This window comes from Streptomyces sp. NPDC006925, from assembly GCF_042869575.1.
In the GTDB taxonomy this organism is placed as follows: Bacteria; Actinomycetota; Actinomycetes; order Streptomycetales; family Streptomycetaceae; genus Streptomyces.
On sequence record NZ_JBIAGB010000003.1, the window covers coordinates 112226 to 129881 of the forward strand.

General features: G+C 72.4%; 16 protein-coding genes. 9 read left to right on the forward strand and 7 right to left on the reverse strand.

Features of this window, described 5'->3' with window-relative positions; all coding sequences use genetic code 11:
* Positions 1 to 33 precede the first annotated feature (33 nt).
* Together ACFYNS_RS05660 and ACFYNS_RS05665 are read left to right on the forward strand one after the other, a co-directional pair.
* Complete coding sequence (locus ACFYNS_RS05660; RefSeq protein WP_360294813.1) at positions 34 to 723, forward strand: HAD-IA family hydrolase; 690 nt, start codon at positions 34 to 36, stop codon at positions 721 to 723.
* Between the two features lie 164 nt (positions 724 to 887).
* A complete protein-coding gene (locus ACFYNS_RS05665) occupies positions 888 to 2090 on the forward strand; it encodes an FAD-dependent monooxygenase (RefSeq protein ID WP_360294810.1) in 1203 nt (400 codons plus the stop codon).
* Here ACFYNS_RS05665 and ACFYNS_RS05670 read toward each other — a convergent pair.
* A complete protein-coding gene (locus ACFYNS_RS05670; protein ID WP_388601004.1) occupies positions 2059 to 3549 on the reverse strand; it encodes a hypothetical protein in 1491 nt (496 codons plus the stop codon). The genes ACFYNS_RS05665 and ACFYNS_RS05670 overlap by 32 nt on opposite strands.
* Before the next feature lie 211 nt (positions 3550 to 3760).
* Between ACFYNS_RS05670 and ACFYNS_RS05675 the strand changes: the two genes are divergently transcribed.
* Together ACFYNS_RS05675 and ACFYNS_RS05680 are read left to right on the forward strand one after the other, a co-directional pair.
* Entirely contained in the window at positions 3761 to 4720 is a 960-nt protein-coding gene (locus ACFYNS_RS05675; protein ID WP_360294804.1) for an NAD-dependent epimerase/dehydratase family protein, read from the forward strand.
* Positions 4721 to 4865: 145 nt separating this feature from the next.
* Entirely contained in the window at positions 4866 to 5573 is a 708-nt protein-coding gene (locus tag ACFYNS_RS05680; RefSeq protein WP_360294801.1) for a TetR/AcrR family transcriptional regulator, read from the forward strand.
* A 75-nt stretch (positions 5574 to 5648) separates the two neighbouring features.
* On the opposite strand, the gene ACFYNS_RS05685 is transcribed toward ACFYNS_RS05680, so the two are convergent.
* The gene (locus ACFYNS_RS05685; RefSeq protein WP_360294798.1) at positions 5649 to 6449 is read right to left on the reverse strand and encodes a FadR/GntR family transcriptional regulator; all 801 of its coding nucleotides are present in this window, start codon (positions 6447 to 6449) and stop codon (positions 5649 to 5651) included.
* A 209-nt stretch (positions 6450 to 6658) separates the two neighbouring features.
* Between ACFYNS_RS05685 and ACFYNS_RS05690 the strand changes: the two genes are divergently transcribed.
* From ACFYNS_RS05690 to ACFYNS_RS05710, 5 genes are read left to right on the forward strand one after another with little or no spacing between them, the layout of a single operon-like run.
* Entirely contained in the window at positions 6659 to 7909 is a 1251-nt protein-coding gene (locus ACFYNS_RS05690; protein WP_388601007.1) for a M20 family metallopeptidase, read from the forward strand.
* Positions 7906 to 9357, forward strand: a complete 1452-nt coding sequence (locus tag ACFYNS_RS05695) for an aldehyde dehydrogenase family protein (RefSeq protein ID WP_360294792.1) — start codon at positions 7906 to 7908, stop codon at positions 9355 to 9357. The genes ACFYNS_RS05690 and ACFYNS_RS05695 overlap by 4 nt, the downstream gene beginning before the upstream one ends.
* Positions 9354 to 10169 (forward strand): SDR family oxidoreductase, encoded by an 816-nt coding sequence (locus ACFYNS_RS05700; protein ID WP_360294789.1) that lies wholly within the window; start codon positions 9354 to 9356, stop codon positions 10167 to 10169. The genes ACFYNS_RS05695 and ACFYNS_RS05700 overlap by 4 nt, the downstream gene beginning before the upstream one ends.
* 42 nt (positions 10170 to 10211) lie before the next feature.
* A complete protein-coding gene (locus tag ACFYNS_RS05705; RefSeq protein ID WP_360294786.1) occupies positions 10212 to 10514 on the forward strand; it encodes a DUF3311 domain-containing protein in 303 nt (100 codons plus the stop codon).
* Positions 10511 to 12070, forward strand: a complete 1560-nt coding sequence (locus tag ACFYNS_RS05710; protein WP_360294783.1) for a sodium:solute symporter family protein — start codon at positions 10511 to 10513, stop codon at positions 12068 to 12070. The genes ACFYNS_RS05705 and ACFYNS_RS05710 overlap by 4 nt, the downstream gene beginning before the upstream one ends.
* Positions 12071 to 12268: 198 nt before the next feature.
* Here the strand turns inward: ACFYNS_RS05710 and ACFYNS_RS05715 are convergent, their stop codons facing one another.
* From ACFYNS_RS05715 to ACFYNS_RS05735, 5 genes are all read right to left on the reverse strand, one after another.
* Positions 12269 to 12874, reverse strand: coding sequence for a hypothetical protein (locus ACFYNS_RS05715; protein ID WP_360294780.1), 606 nt, complete (start codon positions 12872 to 12874; stop codon positions 12269 to 12271).
* 304 nt (positions 12875 to 13178) lie between these two features.
* The gene (locus ACFYNS_RS05720; RefSeq protein WP_360294777.1) at positions 13179 to 14003 is read right to left on the reverse strand and encodes a carbohydrate ABC transporter permease; all 825 of its coding nucleotides are present in this window, start codon (positions 14001 to 14003) and stop codon (positions 13179 to 13181) included.
* On the reverse strand, positions 14000 to 14953 hold the full coding sequence (locus ACFYNS_RS05725) for a carbohydrate ABC transporter permease (protein WP_388601011.1): 954 nt from the start codon (positions 14951 to 14953) through the stop codon (positions 14000 to 14002). Before ACFYNS_RS05725 ends, ACFYNS_RS05720 begins: the two co-directional genes overlap by 4 nt.
* Entirely contained in the window at positions 14950 to 16398 is a 1449-nt protein-coding gene (locus ACFYNS_RS05730) for an ABC transporter substrate-binding protein (protein ID WP_388601014.1), read from the reverse strand. Before ACFYNS_RS05730 ends, ACFYNS_RS05725 begins: the two co-directional genes overlap by 4 nt.
* Before the next feature lie 62 nt (positions 16399 to 16460).
* Positions 16461 to 17567 (reverse strand): PfkB family carbohydrate kinase, encoded by a 1107-nt coding sequence (locus ACFYNS_RS05735; protein ID WP_388601016.1) that lies wholly within the window; start codon positions 17565 to 17567, stop codon positions 16461 to 16463.
* Between the last annotated feature and the right edge of the window lie 89 nt (positions 17568 to 17656).

Here is a 17656-nt window from a genome sequence, read left to right on the forward strand (position 1 = left end):
GCCGCGGCCCGGCAGCGTGATGGGGTGGGGCGCATGGACAGCGCGCCCCGCCCCTCCCCCGCCCGTGCCCTGGCCGGCGCCCGGCTCGTCGTCTTCGACTGCGACGGGGTGCTGGTGGACACCGAGCGGATCGGACCCGAGGTCGTGGCGGCGATGGCGACCGAGGCGGGGTGGCCGCTGACGCCCGCCGACGTGCTGGAGAAGTTCCTGGGCACCCCCGAGCCGTATCTGCTGGCGCAGGTGCGCGCACATGCCGACCGGCCCGTGGACGACGGCTGGCTCGTGGAGTACCGGGCCCGAGTGGCGGCCGCGTTCGAGGCGGCACCGCACACGATGCCGGGCGTCGGTGAGCTGCTGGACGCGCTGGACGCGCGGGGCCTGCCGTACTGCGTGGCCAGCAGCGGCAGCCATCCCCGGATCCGCCACTCGCTGACCGCGACCGGGCTGTGGGGCCGTTTCGCGGGCCGGGTCTTCAGCGCGGACGACGTGCGCGAGGGCAAGCCCGCTCCCGACCTGTTCCGGCACGCGGCCGCCGTCTGCGGCGTCCCGGCCGCGGAGTGCCTGGTGATCGAGGACAGCCCGGCGGGGGTCCGCGCGGCGCGCGCGGCCGGCATGCCGGTGCTGGGCTACACCGGCGGGCCCACCCCGGCCGGCTGGCTGGCGGACGCGGATGCCGGGACCGTCGCGGACCTGCGGGAACTCCTGCGCACCGACCCGGTGTAGGCGTCGTGTAGGCGTCATGTAGGCGTCGTACAAGTGTGGTGCAGGCGTTCCGTGCCCGCTGTCGGCCCGGCGTAGGAGGTCTGTCGGCCGCGGCGCGGAGGCTGGGGGTTGCCCCGGAGCGCCGGGAGGAGGAACTCCCGGGCCCGGTACGGAAGGAGAACCCCATGGCATCCGACACCCCGGCAGGCAAGCGCGTCCTGATCTCCGGTGCGAGCGTGGCAGGGCCCGCGCTGGCCTACTGGCTGAACCGCTACGGCTTCCACGTCACGGTGGTCGAACGCGCTCCCGGACTGCGCCCCGGCGGGCAGGCGATCGACGTCCGCGGTACCGCGATCGAGGTGGCCGCGCGGATGGGCGTCCTGGAGGAGCTGCGGGAGCACGCGACCGACCTGCGCGGCATGTCCGTGCTGGACGTGGACGGCAACGAGACGTACAGCACCACCGAGGCCACCGCCAGCGGCGGCCGGCTGGACCGCGACGACGTCGAGATCCTCCGCGACGACCTCGCCCGCATCCTGGTGCGGGCCGGCGGCTCCGGCATCGAGTACCTCTTCGACGAGTCGATAGCCGCGCTCGACGAGCGCCCGGAGGAGATCCGGGTGCGCTTCGCCGGTGGCCGCGAGCGCGCTTTCGACATCGTCGTCGGCGCGGACGGCGTCCACTCGCACACCCGCTCCCTGGTCTTCGGCCCGGAGGAGCACCACCTGCGCCCCCTCGCCGGGCATCTGGGCGTCTGGACGGCCCCGAACGTGCTGGACCTGGACCGCTGGCAGCTCGCCTACCTGACCGGGGACCCGGACGCGTGGGGCTGTCTGGCGATGAGCGTGCGCAAGAACGCCGAACTGCGCGTCTACGTCGGGCTGAGCGGGGTGGACCGCGCGGACCGGGAGCTGCGCGATCCGCAGGCCCAGAAGCGGCTGATCGCGCAGCGCTACGCGCACGTGGGCTGGGAGATGCCCCGTCTGCTGGAGTACATGTGGGAGGCGCCCGACTTCCACTTCGACGGCGGCGCCCAGGTCCATCTGGACGCCTGGTCCAGCGGCCGGGTGGTGCTGCTGGGCGACGCCGGTTACTGCGGCTCGCCCTCCTCCGGGCAGGGCACCAGCATGGCGTTGGTCGGCGCGTATGTACTGGCGGGGGAGCTGAAGGCCGCAGACGGCGACCACCGCGCGGCCTTCACGGCGTACGAGCGCGAGTTGCGCGACTGGGTCACCGCCAACCAGGCGCTGGCGCACCGGTCGGCCGGGAGCGGGGAGCACGGCACTGCGCAGGAGGCGGCCGAGGCTCCGAAGGACGCCTCCGAAGTGCTGGACCTGGGTGACGACTACTACGCCGTCACGGACGGCTTCGCTCTGCGCGACTACTGACGGACGGCCTCGCCGCCCCGGCGGCCGCCCCCCTCGGCGGGTCGGCCGCCACCGGTCCCGCGTTCCCGTTCGAGGGGCAGGCCGCGCAACTCTGCCCTCCCGGGAGAGCACCGCTCCGGGTCTGCCAGGCCAGGCCCTGGGCCCTCTCCCTGCTCTCGCGGCAGAGTCGTCGGCCGCAAGCCGCCGCAGGAAGCGGGGGCGCGGTCGGAGTTGGCTCTGTCCGCGAGAAGGGGCAGCAGATGTTCGCCACTTCGGGAGACATCGGCGTCCGGGAGCGGGACCGAAGGATCGGGCAGCCCCGGAAAGTGACCACACTTCCTGCCAGTCGGCTAGAAGAGGCCGCTGCGCACGTGGTCCGTGAGGTCCTCGAGGATCTCTCGCAGCCACGGGCTTCGGACGGTCGGCAGCCGGACCAGGGTGTGCCGGAGCACTGCCGGGTCGGCTCGGAACAGGTGATGGGGGTGCGGTGCGGGCGGGTCGTAGTCGTCGCGGAGCGCGCCGCGGGTAGGGCGCCCGGAGCGGGAACGGACAGGTCCGGCCCGGGGAAGGCCAGCCGCAGCCACACTCCGAATGGCAGCGGCACCAGGTGCGGTGCCGGCTCGGCTGAGGTCCAGGTCCTCCCCGTCTGAGGATGGGACGGAACGAGAAGGATGGAGACGTCTGGGCCGGGAGCCGGCAGTCCCGGTCCGGCCAGGTCGGCGCGCCGCGCCTGCGGACCTGTGGGCAGCAGGGCGTCGAGTGCGCGTTGGAAGACCTGCCCGACCAAGCCGTCCGGGACGATCACGGGGTGGCCCTCCGATGCCGCCAGCAGGTGGGCGAGCGCCTGGCCGGCCGCCGCCTCCCACTGCGGGCTCCACGACCACGAGTAGTTCGACCAGTGGCCCACCGCCGTCCGTGATCCCCATGCGGCGATCGGCTCGAACGGGGGCGTGTCCTTCCCTTCCGCCATCAGCTCCGGCCAGGAGAGCGGCGCGGCGTCGGCGTCGGCGTCGGCGTCGACGGAAAGGCGGCGTACGGCGTTCGGTTCGAGCCACATCGCCTGCCAGAGCGAGCAGTCGTCGATCCGGCTCGCCACGGGCAGGGCGCACTCCATGCAGGTCACGTTGGGGCCGTCGGCACCGTCGAGGCCGCAGCAGTAGCCACCTCCGCGGTTCTCCGGGGTCAGCAGCGTGCCGATGGCGTCGCCTGGTGCGATGACGATGGCGCCTGGCGAGCCGTCGGAGAGGGCGTACACCGGCGCGTAGACACCGCGGGCGGCGGCTTCGTCCGGATGGATCTCCTCCCATCTCCGCCACGGTGGCCCCCAGGGCTCCGGGTCCACGGCGAACGTGCCCGACTCCATGAGCACCGGGAGCTGCACCCCGTTCCCGTACTGCTGATGCGCATGGACCGGCAGCATCACCTGGGACAGCGGGATGGTCAGCCTGGCTCCACAGCCGGCACACACGAAAGCGAACAACCGTCCTCCGCACGGAAAAGGGACATCGTCGCAGCTCGGAGGCAGACCGGCCAGCGTGTACTCCACCCGCTGCGCGAAACCGCGCACCGCATCAGCCGCCGGGGGGGACCATGATCGCGATAGCCAATCAATAAAGTTACATGCTATAACTTCAGTGTTGGCCAATCACCGCGAAGGGCTGCATGGCCCTCTCTGCCGAAGGGACCGCGTCATGACCGCAGCAACAGGCTCGCTCCACACCGTTCTGGGGGCCGGTCCCGCAGGGACCTCCCTCGCACTGGAACTCGCGCGCCGCGGACACGCTGTCCGGCTGGTGGACCGCGCCGGCTCCGGTGAGCCGCTGGGAGGCGTCGAGCGCCTCAAGGGGGATGTCGGCACGGTGGACGGAGCGCTCGCCGCGATCGACGGCGCGGACGTGGTCTACCACTGCGTCAATGTCGCCTACCACCTCCAGGTCGACGTCATGCCCGGCATTCAAGGGGCGGTCCTGGGCGCGGTGGCGCGCACCGGTGCGCGGCTGGTGGTCCTGGACACGCTGTACCCCTACGGCGAGACGCACGGCGAGGTCATGACGGAGGACACCCCCTGGCGCGCGGCCACGGCCAAGGGCAGGATGCGGGCCGCGCTGGACGAGAACTACCTGGCCGCGCACGAGGAAGGCCGAGCGAGGGTCGTGCTGGGCCGCTCGGCGGACTTCGTCGGGCCCCGAGTGCTGAATTCCACGCTGGGCGGGGCCGTCTTCCCGGCCGCGCTCACGGACGGCGAGGTCCTGGCGCTCGGCGACATCGACCTCAAGCACAGCTACACCAACATCCTCGACGTGGCCCGCGGCCTGGCCGTACTCGGCGAGAACCCCTCAGGAGAGGGCCGGGTATGGCACCTCCCCACCGCACCCGCCCGCACGACGCGCGAGATCCTCACCGCGCTGGGCGACCTGGTGGGCCACCCGCTGCGGACCGTCACGATGCACGAGGCGCGCCCCTTCGGGCCGTTCGACGAAACGTTCATGAACTCCTACGCCGAGCTGTTCTACCAGCACACCGAGCCACAGATCATGGACTCCACCGCCTTCCAGCAGAAGTTCGATGTCGAACCCACTCCGATCGAGACCACCTTGCGGGAGACCCTGGCGTGGTACCGGGACTTCCTCGCCACCCGAACGAAGAGCTGACCAACGGATCCCCTGCACATTCGGCGGCCCTCTCCCCCGGCGACCGGGAGAGGGCTTTGCCCTGTCTCATCAGCGATACAGTGACGCATACGCTTCGGTCCCGCGCGGCCGGCGGCAGGAGGCGGTGCATGACAGGAGGCAGGGCATGACAGTCCGTGCGAACAGCCCGCGTGCGCGGTACCGGGAGCAGACCCGCTCGGAGATCAAGGAAGCGGCCGTACGACAGCTGGCTGCCGGAGGCATCGAGGGCGTGGCGCTCCTACGGATCGCGAAGGAGATCGGGTTGTCCGGCCCGGCGCTCTACCGCTACTTCGCCAGCCGCGACGACCTGCTGGCGGAGCTGGTGCTCGACGCCTACGAGGGCGCGGCCGCAGCCGTCCAGACCGTGGACACCGGGGACGGCGGGCGGGCCGCGCTGCACGCGCTGACCGGCGCCTACCGGGAGTGGGCCGTGGCGCAGCCGCATCTGTACCTGCTCATTCAGGGCACCCCGGTGGCAGGCTTCACCGCGCCGGCCGAAGCCGTACTGAAAGCACGCTCCGTCCTGGGGCCCTTCCTGTCGGTCTTCGCCCAGGGCCGGCCACTGGTCCGTGTGGACCCGCTCGTAGTGCAGCTGCGGACCTGGCTGCGCGAGAAGCCCGAGGTGGCGGCCTGGGTCGAACAGTGGACGGGTCAGCCCGGCACCGGCGCCGCCGCGGACACCGCGCTGACCGGAGCCGTGATGACCTGGCCCCAGATGCACGGCACGGTCAGCCTGGAGATCACCGGCCAGTTCACCGGCATGGGACACGATCCCGCAACCATGCTCGACATCCAGACGGCGATCCTGGCCGACACCTTCCAACTTCCCTGACCGCCGAGAAGAAACCCCTCCCGCACTGCTCCCGTGTCACCGCAGCGGTCGCCGGGCTCGATACGGTCGGACCGCTCAGTCCAGCGCCGCGCGCAGCCGCGTGCGGTCCTGCGGCGACATGTGCGGGCTGTAGCTGTCGAAGAGCGCCTGGCGGCCCAGGCGCGCGGCGCGAGCACCGTCCCGGCTGCCGAGGGCCTCGATGACGAGGCGGTGGTGGTGGGTCGAGCGGTGCATCCGGTCGGCCGCGCCCCCTGCGTCCCGGGCGTGCTGCAGCGTGCGCTCGATGGCGTCCACGACGGCGTCGTGGACGGCGCGGGCGCACAGGGCGAGCAGCGCGTTGCCGCCGGCCTCGGCGACGACCCGGTGGAATGCGGCGTCGGCCTGGCTGAAGGCGTGCGTGTCGGGCGGCGTGCCGCCGCTGTCGGCAGCCTGAGCGCAGTCGGCCATCCGGTCCACCAGTTCCGTCAGCCGCCGCAGGTCGTCGTCGGTGTGCAACCGCGCCGCGAGGCGGTAGCTCTCCGCGTCCAGCACCATCCGGAACTGGATCAGTTCGGCGGGTCCGGACAGATGGGAGCGGGCGAGCCGTCCGAGGGCGTGGCTGAGGGTGTCGGGCGAGACGCCCAGCACCTCCGCGCCCAGCGGATCGCCGGGCCGGGAGCGGATCAGGCCCGCGGACTGGAGGACCCGCAGCGCCTCGCGGATGGTGGAGCGGCCCACCTCGAACTGGCGCACCAGTTCGCGCTCCGCGGGCAACCGGGAGCCGGGCGGCAGCTGCCCGGCGAGGATGCGCTCCTCGATCTGCTCGGCGACGCGCTGGTAGGCGCGCACCGGGCGCACCGGCTGGAATCCGGTCCGACCAGGGGGATCGACCGACATCGGCACCCTCTCTCACGCTCCTGCGAGCTCTTGTCGGGCTCGTGGCGGGCTGCTTGCGTTTCCACGTGTGCTGATGCTGTGCCGCCCCGGCCGACCCCTTGACCGGAGCCGGGACACGCGAGCAGAGTACGGACGATCAACTGGTCTGACCAGTCGCCTGGCTCCCGGCGGACGGGATCGGGCGGCGGGGACAGGGACTTGGAGGTTCCATGCATTCCGGTCCCGGCGAACAGCCGTGGGATTCCCTGCTCGACACCGAGGAGGCCGTCGCCTTCACCCAGGAGCTGGTGCGGCTGCGCACCGTCAACTCCGAGGGCGCCGAGGCCGTCGAGAGACCGGCCGCCGACCTGGTCGCCGAAGTGTTCACCCGGTTCGGCTGGGAGCACACCGTCACGGAGGTGGCCCCGGGCCGCCCGAACGTGATCGCGACCGTCGAGGGCGGCGGAGGCCCGGGACCCACCCTGATGTTCGAGGGGCATACCGACGTCGTGACCGAGGGCGATCCCGCCGACTGGAGCATGGACCCCTACGGAGCCGAGATCCGCGACGGCCGGATGTGGGGCCGCGGTACGGCAGACATGAAGTCCGGTGTGGCGGCGATGATCTACGGCGTGCGGGCGCTCCAGCAGGCGGGCCCCTTCCCGGGGCGGATCGTGCTGGGTGTCATGGCCGACGAGGAGGGCATGATGCTCGGCGCCAAGGCGTTCGCGGCCTCCCCGGCGGCCGGCGAGGTCGACGGGGTCATCGTCTGCGAGCCGGTGGGGTACGAGGTGTGCACCTCGGCCCGCGGCGGCATCCGGCTGCGGCTGGACCTGACGGGCGTGATGGCGCACGGGGCGATGCCGCAGGAGGGCCGCAGCCCGATCGAGGCCGGGGCCCGGATCGTGGAGGCGCTCGGCACGGTACGGGAGTGGGCCGCCGTACGCTTCGACAGCCATCCGCACGCCGGTTCGGTGACCGTCACGCCGACCGTGCTGCTGGGCGGCGACCCGGATCAGCTCAACGTCATCCCGGCGCACGGTGTGGTCGGTGTGGATGTGCGGACGATCCCCGGCACCGACCACACCGAGTTGATCGAGCGGATCCGCACGACGGCGGAGCAGGCGGCGGAGCCCTTCGGGGTGGCCGTGCGGCAGACCGTCGTGGACGACCGGCCCGCGGTCGAGATATCCGAGGACCATCCCGTGGTGCAGGGGTTGGTGGCCGCACACACCCGGGTGCACGGCAGCGCACCGGCGTTCGGCGCGGTGCCCGGCACCACCGACGGCACCATCCTCACCCGGGACGCGGGGCTGCCCACCGTGGTCTACGGACCGGGCGGCAAGTGGATCGCGCACCGGAAGGACGAGTTCGTGGAGGTGCGGGAGATCGGCGAGTACGCCCGTGTCTACGCCGCAGCCGCCCACCACTTCCTCACCCGGCCCACCGCGCCCGCGCCGGAGGGGGGTGCGGCGGCGTGACGCTGTGGGAGGCCAAGGCGTTCCCCGAGGGGCTGCCGATCGGCGAGAGCTGGGTGGCCACCGCGGACCAGCAGGTCGTGACGTTCCCGTACGACGGAAGTCCGGTGGCACAGGCCCCGGTCGGATCCGTGGCCCAGGCCGGGCAGGCCGTCCGGCACGCCGCCGCGCTGCGCCGCGAGGTCGCCAAGCTCCCCACCCGCACCCGCCGGGCGGTGCTCGGCCGGGTGGCCGACGCACTCGAGGAGGTCGCGCAGGGCATGGAGGACCTGCTGGTCCTGGAGACCGGCAAGCCGCGGGTCGACTGCCGTACGGAGGTGACCCGGGCGGTGGCCACCTGGCGGGCGGCGGCCGACGAGGTGGTGCACCTCCACGGCGAGACGGTGCCGCTGGACGGGCTGCCGTCCGGGGACGGGATGACCGGCTTCTGGACGCGGCGGCCGATCGGGGTGGTCGTCGGGATCGCCGGGTTCAACTACCCGATGATGCTGGCCACCCACAAGATCGCGCCCGCACTGGCGGCCGGCTGCCCGGTGATCGTCAAACCGGCACCGGCGACCCCGCTGGCCACGCTGTGGCTGATGAACCTGGTGCGCGAGCGGCTGGTGGCCGAGGGCGCCCCGGCGGGCACGGTGCAACTGGTCACCGGCGATGCGGCCGTGGGGCGCGCGCTGACCACGCACGAGGCCGTCGCCGCGGTCTCCTTCACCGGCTCGGCGGCGGTCGGCCACCGCATCGCGAAGGACGCGGCGCCCCGCAAGGTGGTGCTCGAACTCGGCTCCAATGCCGCGCTGGTCGTGGCGGCGGACGCCGATCTCGACGCGGCGGCCGACGCGGCGGTGCGCGGCGGCTGCTACGCCTCCGGGCAGGCATGCATCGCCGTCCAGCGGGTGATCGCCGAAGCCCCGGTGGCGGCCGAGCTGGAGCGGCGGATCGCGGCACGGCTGGCGACCGTACCGGTCGGCGACCCGCGTGCGGAGGGCACCCGGGTGGCCGCGCTGATCGACGAGGCCGCGACGGAGCGGGTGCTGGCGTGGTTGGAGGACGCCCGCGAGGCGGGTGCACGGCTGGTCGCGGGAGGCGAGCGGGTGGGCCGCTGTCTGACTCCGGCGCTGCTGGCCGAGGTGCCGGACGGTCAGCCCGCCTGGGACGAGGAGATCTTCGGTCCTGTCGTCTGCCTGCGGTCGGTTCCGGACCTGGATGCGGCCTTCGCCGCGGTCGACGCGAGCCGCTACGGGCTGCACGCCGCGGTCTTCACCCACCGTCTCGATGTCGCCTTCCGCGCGTTGGACGAACTGGACGTCGGCGGCGTGGTGATCAACGAGGTGCCCGGATACCGCTGCGACGTGGCGCCCTACGGCGGCGTCAAGGACTCCGGCATCGGGCGCGAGGGCCCGCGGTTCGCGATCGAGGAGCTGACGGTGACGAAGATGGCGGTGATCAGGCCGTGAGCGCCGGCCCGGAGAGCGGCCCGGGTGCCGAGGCGGACGAGGTGGACTACGGGCGGCTGTTCCGGCTCGACGGGCGGCGGGTCGCCGTGGTCGGCGGCGCGAGCGGTATCGGCCGGGAGGCGGTACGCGCCCTGGTGGCGCACGGTGCCGAGGTCGTGGTGGCCGACCGGGACGAGGCCGGAGCCGAGGAGACCGCGCGGCTGGCCGGTTCCGGCACCCGCCCGTACCCGCTCGACGTACTGGACGAGGAGGCGCTGACCCGGGCCGCGGCCGCATGGGGCCCGCTGGACGGGCTCGTGGTGACGGTCGGCGTCAACGTCCGCAAGCGGATCGCCGACTACACGGTGGCCGAGTTCGAGCGGGTGGTCGCGCTCAATCTGCGGGCGCACTTCTCGCTGCTGCGGGCCTGTGCCCCGGCGATGGCCGAGCGCGGCGCCGGCTCGGTCGTCTCCCTCGCCTCCATGCGGGCCTTCCAGGTGGAGCCCGGCCAGGGGGTGTACGCGGCCTCCAAGGCGGGCCTCGTCCAACTGCTGCGGACGGCGGCCGCGGAGTGGGGCCCGCAGGGCGTGCGGTTCAACGCGGTGGCGCCCGGCGTGGTGCGCACCCCGCTGACCGACCAGATCGCCGCCGACGCCGAGTGGTTCGACGCCTATGCGCGGGCCTCCGCGCTGCAGCGCTGGGCGCGGGCCGACGAGATCGCGGGCGCCGTGGTCTATCTGCTCTCGGACGCCGCCACGTTCGTGACCGGCAGCGTGCTGACCGTGGACGGCGGGTGGACCGCCGTCGACGGGCGGTACGACCCCGCAGTGTGACCCCCGTGCCGTTACCAGCCGTCCCCCGAGGAGCACTCCGCAATGTCCGAGCACCACCCCGTCCCCGACGAGGAGGACCCCCTCGCGGGCCTCCCCCGAACCGGAGCCAGGCGCCCGGCGCTGTGGCTGCTGCTGATCCCCGCCGTCCTCTACTGCGCCGCCCCGCTGGTGGCGAACCGCATCGAACCCCGCGTGGCGGGGCTCCCCTTCCTGCTGTTCTGGATCGTCGCGGCCACGGTGGTCAGCCCCCTGGTGATCTGGGCGGTCTCACGGCTCGACCCGGCCTTCGCCGAGGGTGCGGTCGAGCCCCTTCCGGTCGACGACGAGGGAGGGCACCCACGATGAGCGGATCAGCCGCGATCGCCACGGCCCTCTTCGGCCTCGCCATGGCCGCGACCCTGGCGATCGGCGTGCTCAGCGCCCGGGGCCGGGACAAGGGGATGGCCGAGTGGTCGGTCTCCAGCCGCGGCCTGGGCGTGCTGTTCATCTGGCTGCTGATGGCCGGCGAGACCTACACCAGCTTCTCCTTCCTCGGCACGGCCGGCTGGTCCTACTCGTTCGGTGTGCCGATCCTCTATCTGGTCGCCTATCTGACCACCGGCTTCGCCGTGGCGTACGTCGTGGGTCCGGCGCTGTGGACGTACGCGAGCCGGCACCGGCTGCTGTCCATAGCCGACATGGCCGAACACCGCTTCCGCTCCCGGCCCGTGGGAATACTGGTGGCGGTCACGGCGACCGTCTTCATCGTTCCCTACGTGCAGGTGCAGATCCAGGGCATGGGCGTGGTGGTGAACGCCATGACCTACGGCAGCGTCGATCTGCATGTCGCCGCCGTGGTCTCCTTCGTCGTCGCGGAGGCGTTCATCCTCGTCTCGGGGCTGCGCGGTTCCGCATGGGTGAGCGTGCTCAAGGACGTGCTCGTCATCGTGGCAGTGGTCTTCCTGGCAGTGTGGGTGCCGCTGCACTACCTGGACGGATACGGCGACCTCTTGACGCGGATGGTGCAGGAGAAGCCGGAGTGGCTGACGTTCCCGGGACATGAGTCGGGCGGGCTGAACGGCACCTGGTTCGTCACCACGCTGCTGCTCAACGCGGTGACGATCTCCATCTTCCCCACCACCGTCGCCGGCTACCTCAGCGCCAGGAGCCCGAACGCGCTGCGCCGCAACGCCCTGCTGCTGCCCTGGTACCAGCTGCTGCTGTTCATCCCGATGATGGTCGGCGCCGTCGCGCTGTTCGCGCTTCCCACGCTCGACAACCCGGACCTGGCGCTGTTCCGGCTGGTGACCGACTCGCTTCCGGCGCCGGTCGTCGCGGTGATCGGCGTGGCCGGGGCGCTGTCGGCCATCGTGCCGATGAGCGTGTTCATGCTGGCGATCGGCACCCTGTGCGGGCGCACCCTGCTCGGCGGCGGCAACGGCTCGGACCCGCGCAGCCGCGCCTACCGGAACCGGACTGCGGGCGGGCCGGGCGCCGCGCCGGGCGGAGCGCAGGACGTACGGATCAAGCGGCTGTCCCAGCTGGTGTGCTTCCTGGCCGGGCTCGTGGCCCTGCTGGGCGCGCTCTTCTTCCCGAACACCTTGGTGCAGTTGTCGGTCCTCTCCTACGAGGGGCTGGCTCAGCTGGTGCCGCTGGCTCTGCTCTCGCTGTTCTGGCGGCGGCTGACCGCAGCGGCGGGAGTCGCGGGCACCCTGGTGGGCCTCGGGGTGGTGCTGCTGCTGTGGTGGACGGACAACGACCCGTGGCACGGGATCAACGGCGGGCTCCTGGGGCTGGCGGCCAATCTGCTGGTGGCCACCGCCCTCACCTACGCCCGGCCGCCGGCTTCCACAACCGCGCAGTCGCCCGGCCCACGACAGCAGCCCGGGCAGAGCCCGTCGGCCCGGGGAGAGGCGGTATGAACGTGACCCGGCGCAGGGCTGGATCGCCACCGCGAAGGCCGCACCTGTGGCCGCACGCACGCTCGCGGGCACGGTGCCCGGGCCGTGTCCGGGCAGCGGCGGCCCGGTGGGCCGGCTGCCGGGGCCGGCCGGAACGTCCGTGGGCCTGTGGGTCCCAGCGGCGAGGCGACACGGTACTCACTGCCGCCTCCCTGGTCGTCACTCGGCCGGCTTGCGGAGGTCCCTGCGGATCCGGTCGACCTTCTCGGCGAAGCCCTCGACGTCGTAGTCCGCCGGCTGGTCGGCCTCGGCCGCGCGCTCCCCGCCGTCGCTGACCGTGGCGGCGGAGCCCTTGTCGTCCCAGGCGCAGACGGGGGTCACCGCGCCTGCCCCGCCCTCGGCGCGGGGCAGGACGAGGCACGTCAGCGGCTCTTGGGAACCGGCCGGGGTGAGATGGTGCCGCTTCGGCGGGGTGTCGGTGTCCGCGGCCTCCACCGCGCCGTCGAGCATCTTGGCCGCGGAGCTGCCGTCCTCGGCGGCGGTGGAGTTGTAGCCCACGAAGAGGTAGCGCTCGGCCCCGGACTCGGACGCGTACCAGCCCACGTACTGGCTGCCCCCCGGGCCGAGTTCCGGATTGCGGTAGTCGGGCTTGTCGCTGAGATCCTCCTCCAGGCTGAGCCGCCCGCCGTCGGCGGACCGCGGCAGGGACACGCGGTACGCGGTGCCCGAGGCGTCCCCCGTGGAGTTCGAACCGCCGTTCTGGCGGGCCGCGTTGAGCAACGAGAAGACGGCCAGCCCGCCGATGACCGCGAGTACGACACCCACCGCCTTCCACCCTCCACGGCTCTTCGGCGGCGGAGGCGGTGGCCCGCCCCAGCCTCCACCGCCCGGCTGTCCCGGGTAGGCGGGGTGGGCGGGAAGGCTGCCGTACGGAGACTGGGGCTGCGGCGCGTGCCCGTAGGGAGCACCCCCGGGCGGCACGTACGGGCCGGCCTGTGGCTGCTGCGGATACGGCTGGGATGGCGGAGGCGCGGTCATGGTCGAATATCGTACCCGTATGCGATTGTTCGATCGCGGGGAGTGCCGACCCGGTCGCGCGCTGCCCGTTTCCGGCGGTGGCCGACCGTCGCTACTCCTTCGCGGAGCCCGTCAGCATCCCCTGGATGAAGCGGCGTTGCAGCAACAGATAGACGGCGACGACGGGCAGCGCGATCAGGGTCGCCGCGGCGGCCAGCAGCGCGGTGTCCGAGGAGTGCTGCCCCTGGAAGAAGGCGAGGCCCAGCGGCACCGTGCGGTGCGCCTCGTCGCTCACCATCACCAGGGCCATGAGGAACTCGTTCCAGGTCCACATGAACACGATGACGGTCAGCGTGGAGAAGGCGGGCCGTCCCATGGGGACCAGGATGCGGGTCAGGGTCGACCAGTGGGTGGCGCCGTCGATCCGCGCGGCCTCCAGCAGCGAGCGCGGCGTGTTGCGGAAGTAGGTCCGCATCCAGAAGACGCCGAAGGCGAGGGACTGCGCGGTCTGCGGCAGGATCAGCCCCCAGTAGGTGTCGGTCAGGCCCCAGTGCCGCAGGTCGAAGTAGAGCGGCACGATCACTGCTTCCTGCGGCAGGGTGAGCCCCACGACGAAGAGGTAGAACAGCGCGTCGGAGCCGGGGAAGCGCATGGTGCCGAAGGCGTAGGCCGCGAGGGTGGCCAGCACGGTGGTGGCGGCCACCACGGCGACGGCCACCAGGACGGAGTTGAACAGGTAGCTGCCGAAGTGGCCACGGGTCCAGGCGTCGGCGAAGTTGTGCCAGTTGAGGCCGTCCGGCAGGGCAAAACCGGTCTTCAGCGAGTCCTGCCGGGCCAGCGCCGTGGAGAGGATGCCGGCGACGGGCGTCAGCGCGATCAGTGCGAACAGCGCGAGGATGCCGTAGGTGACGCCGCGTTCGGTGCGGGAAGTGTTCATCGGCTCCGGCCCTCCACGAACCTGGTGACCACCATGGTCAACGCGAAGATCACGGCGGTGAGAGTGATGCCCATGGCCGAGGCCGAGCCGACCTCGCCGCTCTCGAAGGCACGGCGGTAGACCTCGTAGGAGGGCACGGAGGTGGCGTTGCCCGGGCCGCCACTGGTGGTGATGTAGATCAGGTCGAAGTTGCGCAGCGCCGCCACCAGGGTCAGCGTGAGTGCGACGGCCACCTCGGCGCGCAGCCCGGGCAGGGTGACGGTGAGGAACTCCCGTACCGGTCCGGCGCCGTCGATCCGGGCGGCCTCGTACAGTTCCCGCGGTATGCGCTGGGCCCCGGCGAGGAAGAGCACCAGGCACAGCCCGGTCTCCACCCAGGTGCCGATGGTGCCGACGGCGGGCAGTGCCCAGGTGTCGTCGCCGAGCCAGGACCGGGCCAGACCGTCCAGGCCCAGGGCGCCGAGCGTGTCGTTGAGCAGCCCGTCGGGTGCCAGCACGGCACGCCAGGCGACGCCGACGACGACCATCGCCAGCACCTGCGGCAGGAACAGCACGGTGCGGAAGAAGGTCATGCCGCGGATCCGGAAGCGGGTCAGCGCCGCGGTCAGCAGCAGTCCGATGGCCACCGGGAGCACCGCGTAGAAGAGCAGCAGCACCGCGGCGTGTGCGAAGGGTGCGCGCAGTTCGGGGTCGGTGAGCAGATCCCGGTAGTTGTCCAGCCCCGCCCAGCTCGCGCGGGTCAGCCCGTCCCAGTGCAGCAGCGACAGCCAGCCGGTCTGGGCGAGCGGCCAGAGCAGGAACACCCCGAACACGGCGAGTGCGGGCAGGACGTACAGATAGCCCACGGCCCTCGGCTCGCCGGGTGCCCGGCGGCGGTAGCGGGCCGTGCGCGGGCCCGGCACCGCGGCGGCCCGCCGGGCGCCGGCCTCCCGGCCGGTGAGGGCGCTCATTCGGTGTCACCGCCGTCCCCGCCGTCCTCGCCGTCGTCGTCGGCGCCGTCGGTGCGCTGCTGGGCGCGGAATTCCGCGTACTCCTTCTGCGTCCGTTCGGCGAACTCGTCCGGGCCGAGGTCGCCGCTGAGGACGCCCTGGAGGTCGGCGGAGAGCGTGTCGTAGAAGGTGGGGGTGGTGTAGTCGAGGTAGGGCACCAGCCCGTCGGCGGCGTTCAGCTTCTCCCAGCCGGCGACCATCTGGCCGTTCGGGGTGTCCGGGTCGAGCTTTCCAGCTGCCTTTCCGGGGACCACCGGCAGCACGCCCTCCTCGGTCATCACCTTCGCGGCGTGTGCGTCGGTGAGGAAGTCGAGGTATGCGGCGGCGACCTGGGGATGGTCGGATTTGGAGGTGATGGACCACGGCAGTCCCTCGCCTCCGGTGGTGACCGGCTGCGTCCCGGCTGCCGGCGGCGGTGGCATGAAGCCGAGGTCGTCGCCCATGGGCTTGCGCAGGTCGGCGAGTTGCCAGGTGCCGGTGATCAGGAAGGCGCCCTTGCCGTCGGCGAACTGCTTGGCCGCGTCGTCGTATCCCTTGCCGTTGGCGCCCTTGGGGAAGTAGCCCTTCTTCGCCCAGTCGGCGAGGGTGCGGGCGGCGGTGCGGGTGGCGTCGGTGTCGAAGCCGCCGCCCCGGCCGAAGACGGTCTCGCGCACCGGCTCGGCGCTCCCGGCCGCCTGCCCCTGGAGGACGCCGAAGGTGTGGATGGCGGGGTATTTGTCGAGGTTGCCGAACTGCACCGGCAGCTCGCCGGCCTGCTTGAGCTTCGGCAGTGCGGCGGTGAGGTCCTGCCAGGTCCTCGGCGGCTCGAGGTCCGCCTTCCGCAGCACCTTCTTGTTGTAGTAGACGCCGATGTACTCGCCCTCCTGGGAGATCCCGTACAGCTGACCGGTGCCGAACCGCTTGCCGTCGGGGGCCACCCGGTTGAGGTTGAGCAGCGTCTGCGGGAAGCGGGTGTTCCAGCTGTAGAGGCCCGCGTAACTGTCCAGCGGGGTGAGCATCCCGGCGCGGGCGAAGGCGACCATGTCCGCGTAGCCCTGGTTGGCCTGGACGACGTCGGGCGGGTTGTCGCCGCTCAGGGCGAGTTTGAGGGTCTTCTTCAGATCGTTGAAGCTGCGGGCCACGCGCTTGATGGTGACGTTGGGGTACTTCTTCTCGAACTCCTTGTTGAGGCGCTCGATCTCGGCGTTGGTGCCGCCCCGGGTCTGCTGGTCCCACACCGTGAGGGTGACCTTTCCGGCCTTGCCCGGGTCGGGTGTCGCGGTCACCGCGGCGCCACCGGTGCCCGCCGCTCCCGACCCGTCGGTGCCGGGTACGCAGGCGGCGGCCAGCAGCAGGGCGGCCAGCGTCCCGAGGGCGGTGCGGGGCCGGCGCAGCCGTCCTCGTCCGTGGTGCCGGTGCGCGTTCATCGTCGTACGCCCTCCTTGGTGCTGCGCGCGGTTCCGGCCGCGCGGGCCCGTGCTGTTCCGGTTCACGAGCGGAAGCCGATGGTGGGGGTGGCACGCAGCAGCGGCCATTCGCCGTTGCCGCCGGGGAGCAGGTCGTCCAGGAAGGCGTAGCGCCGCATCACTTCCTGGGTCTGGCCGCCGATCCGCCGCGCGTACTGCCACCAGGCCGCGACCTCGCTCCACCCCGGTGCCGAGAGGGAGCCGCCGAAGTGCTGGACGGAGAGTGCGGCGGTCAGGTTGGCGAACGCCAGCCGGTCGGCGAGCGGCCAGCCGGCCAGTGTCCCGGTGGTGAAGCCGGCCATGAACACGTCCCCGGCGCCGGTGGGGTCGAGCGCCTCGACGCTCAGCGCGGGCACGTCGGCGTACTCGCCGGTGGTCCCGTCGACGGCCACCGCGCCGCCGGGCCCCTTGGTGACCACCGCGACGGGCACCAACTCGGCCAGCGTGCGCACGGCCGCCTCCGGGCTGTCGGTGCGGGTGTAGTGCAGGGCCTCGGTGGCGTTGGGCAGGAACGCGTGGCACAGCGACAGGTCGGCCAGGGTGTCCGGGTCCCAGGCACCGGTCTCGTCCCAGCCGGTGTCGGCGAAGATCAGGCTGCCCTCGGTATGGGCCTGCCGCACCCAGTCCCCCACCCGGCCCGGCGACAGCGAGGTGACGCAGGCCCGGGACGCCGGGCGGGCGGCGACGCTGACGCACGGTCTGGGCGCCTCGTGGCCGTGGCTGACCATGGTGCGTTCGCCCTCGTAGGCCATGGAGACGGTGACCGGGGAGTGCCAGCCCTTGGCGCGGTGCGAGGGGGCCAGGTCGATGCCCTCGCTCTCGGAGAGCGCCTCCCAGCAGTAGTCGCCGTACATGTCGTCGCCGAAGGCCGCGGCCAGTGCGGTACGCAGTCCGAGCCTGCGCAGCGCGGTCGCCATGTTGGCGACTCCGCCCGGGCTGGAGCCCATGCCGCCGGCCCAGGTCTCGGTGCCGCGCACGGGGGCGTGGTCGAGGCCGGTGAGGACGATGTCGAGGAAGACCGTGCCGGTGAGGAACACATCGGTCTGCGGGCCCTCCTCCGTGCGGAGGCCGGCCAGCGGGTCCAACCAGCTCCCGGTCGGTGCCGGTTGGGCACTCCCAGTGGTACTCAAGGCCCCTTGCCCCTCTCAGCTATGGCCAGAACTCAGCGTTTACGTGACTGATTTGAGCGACACCATGCACTCCCCTCCGGCAGAATGCA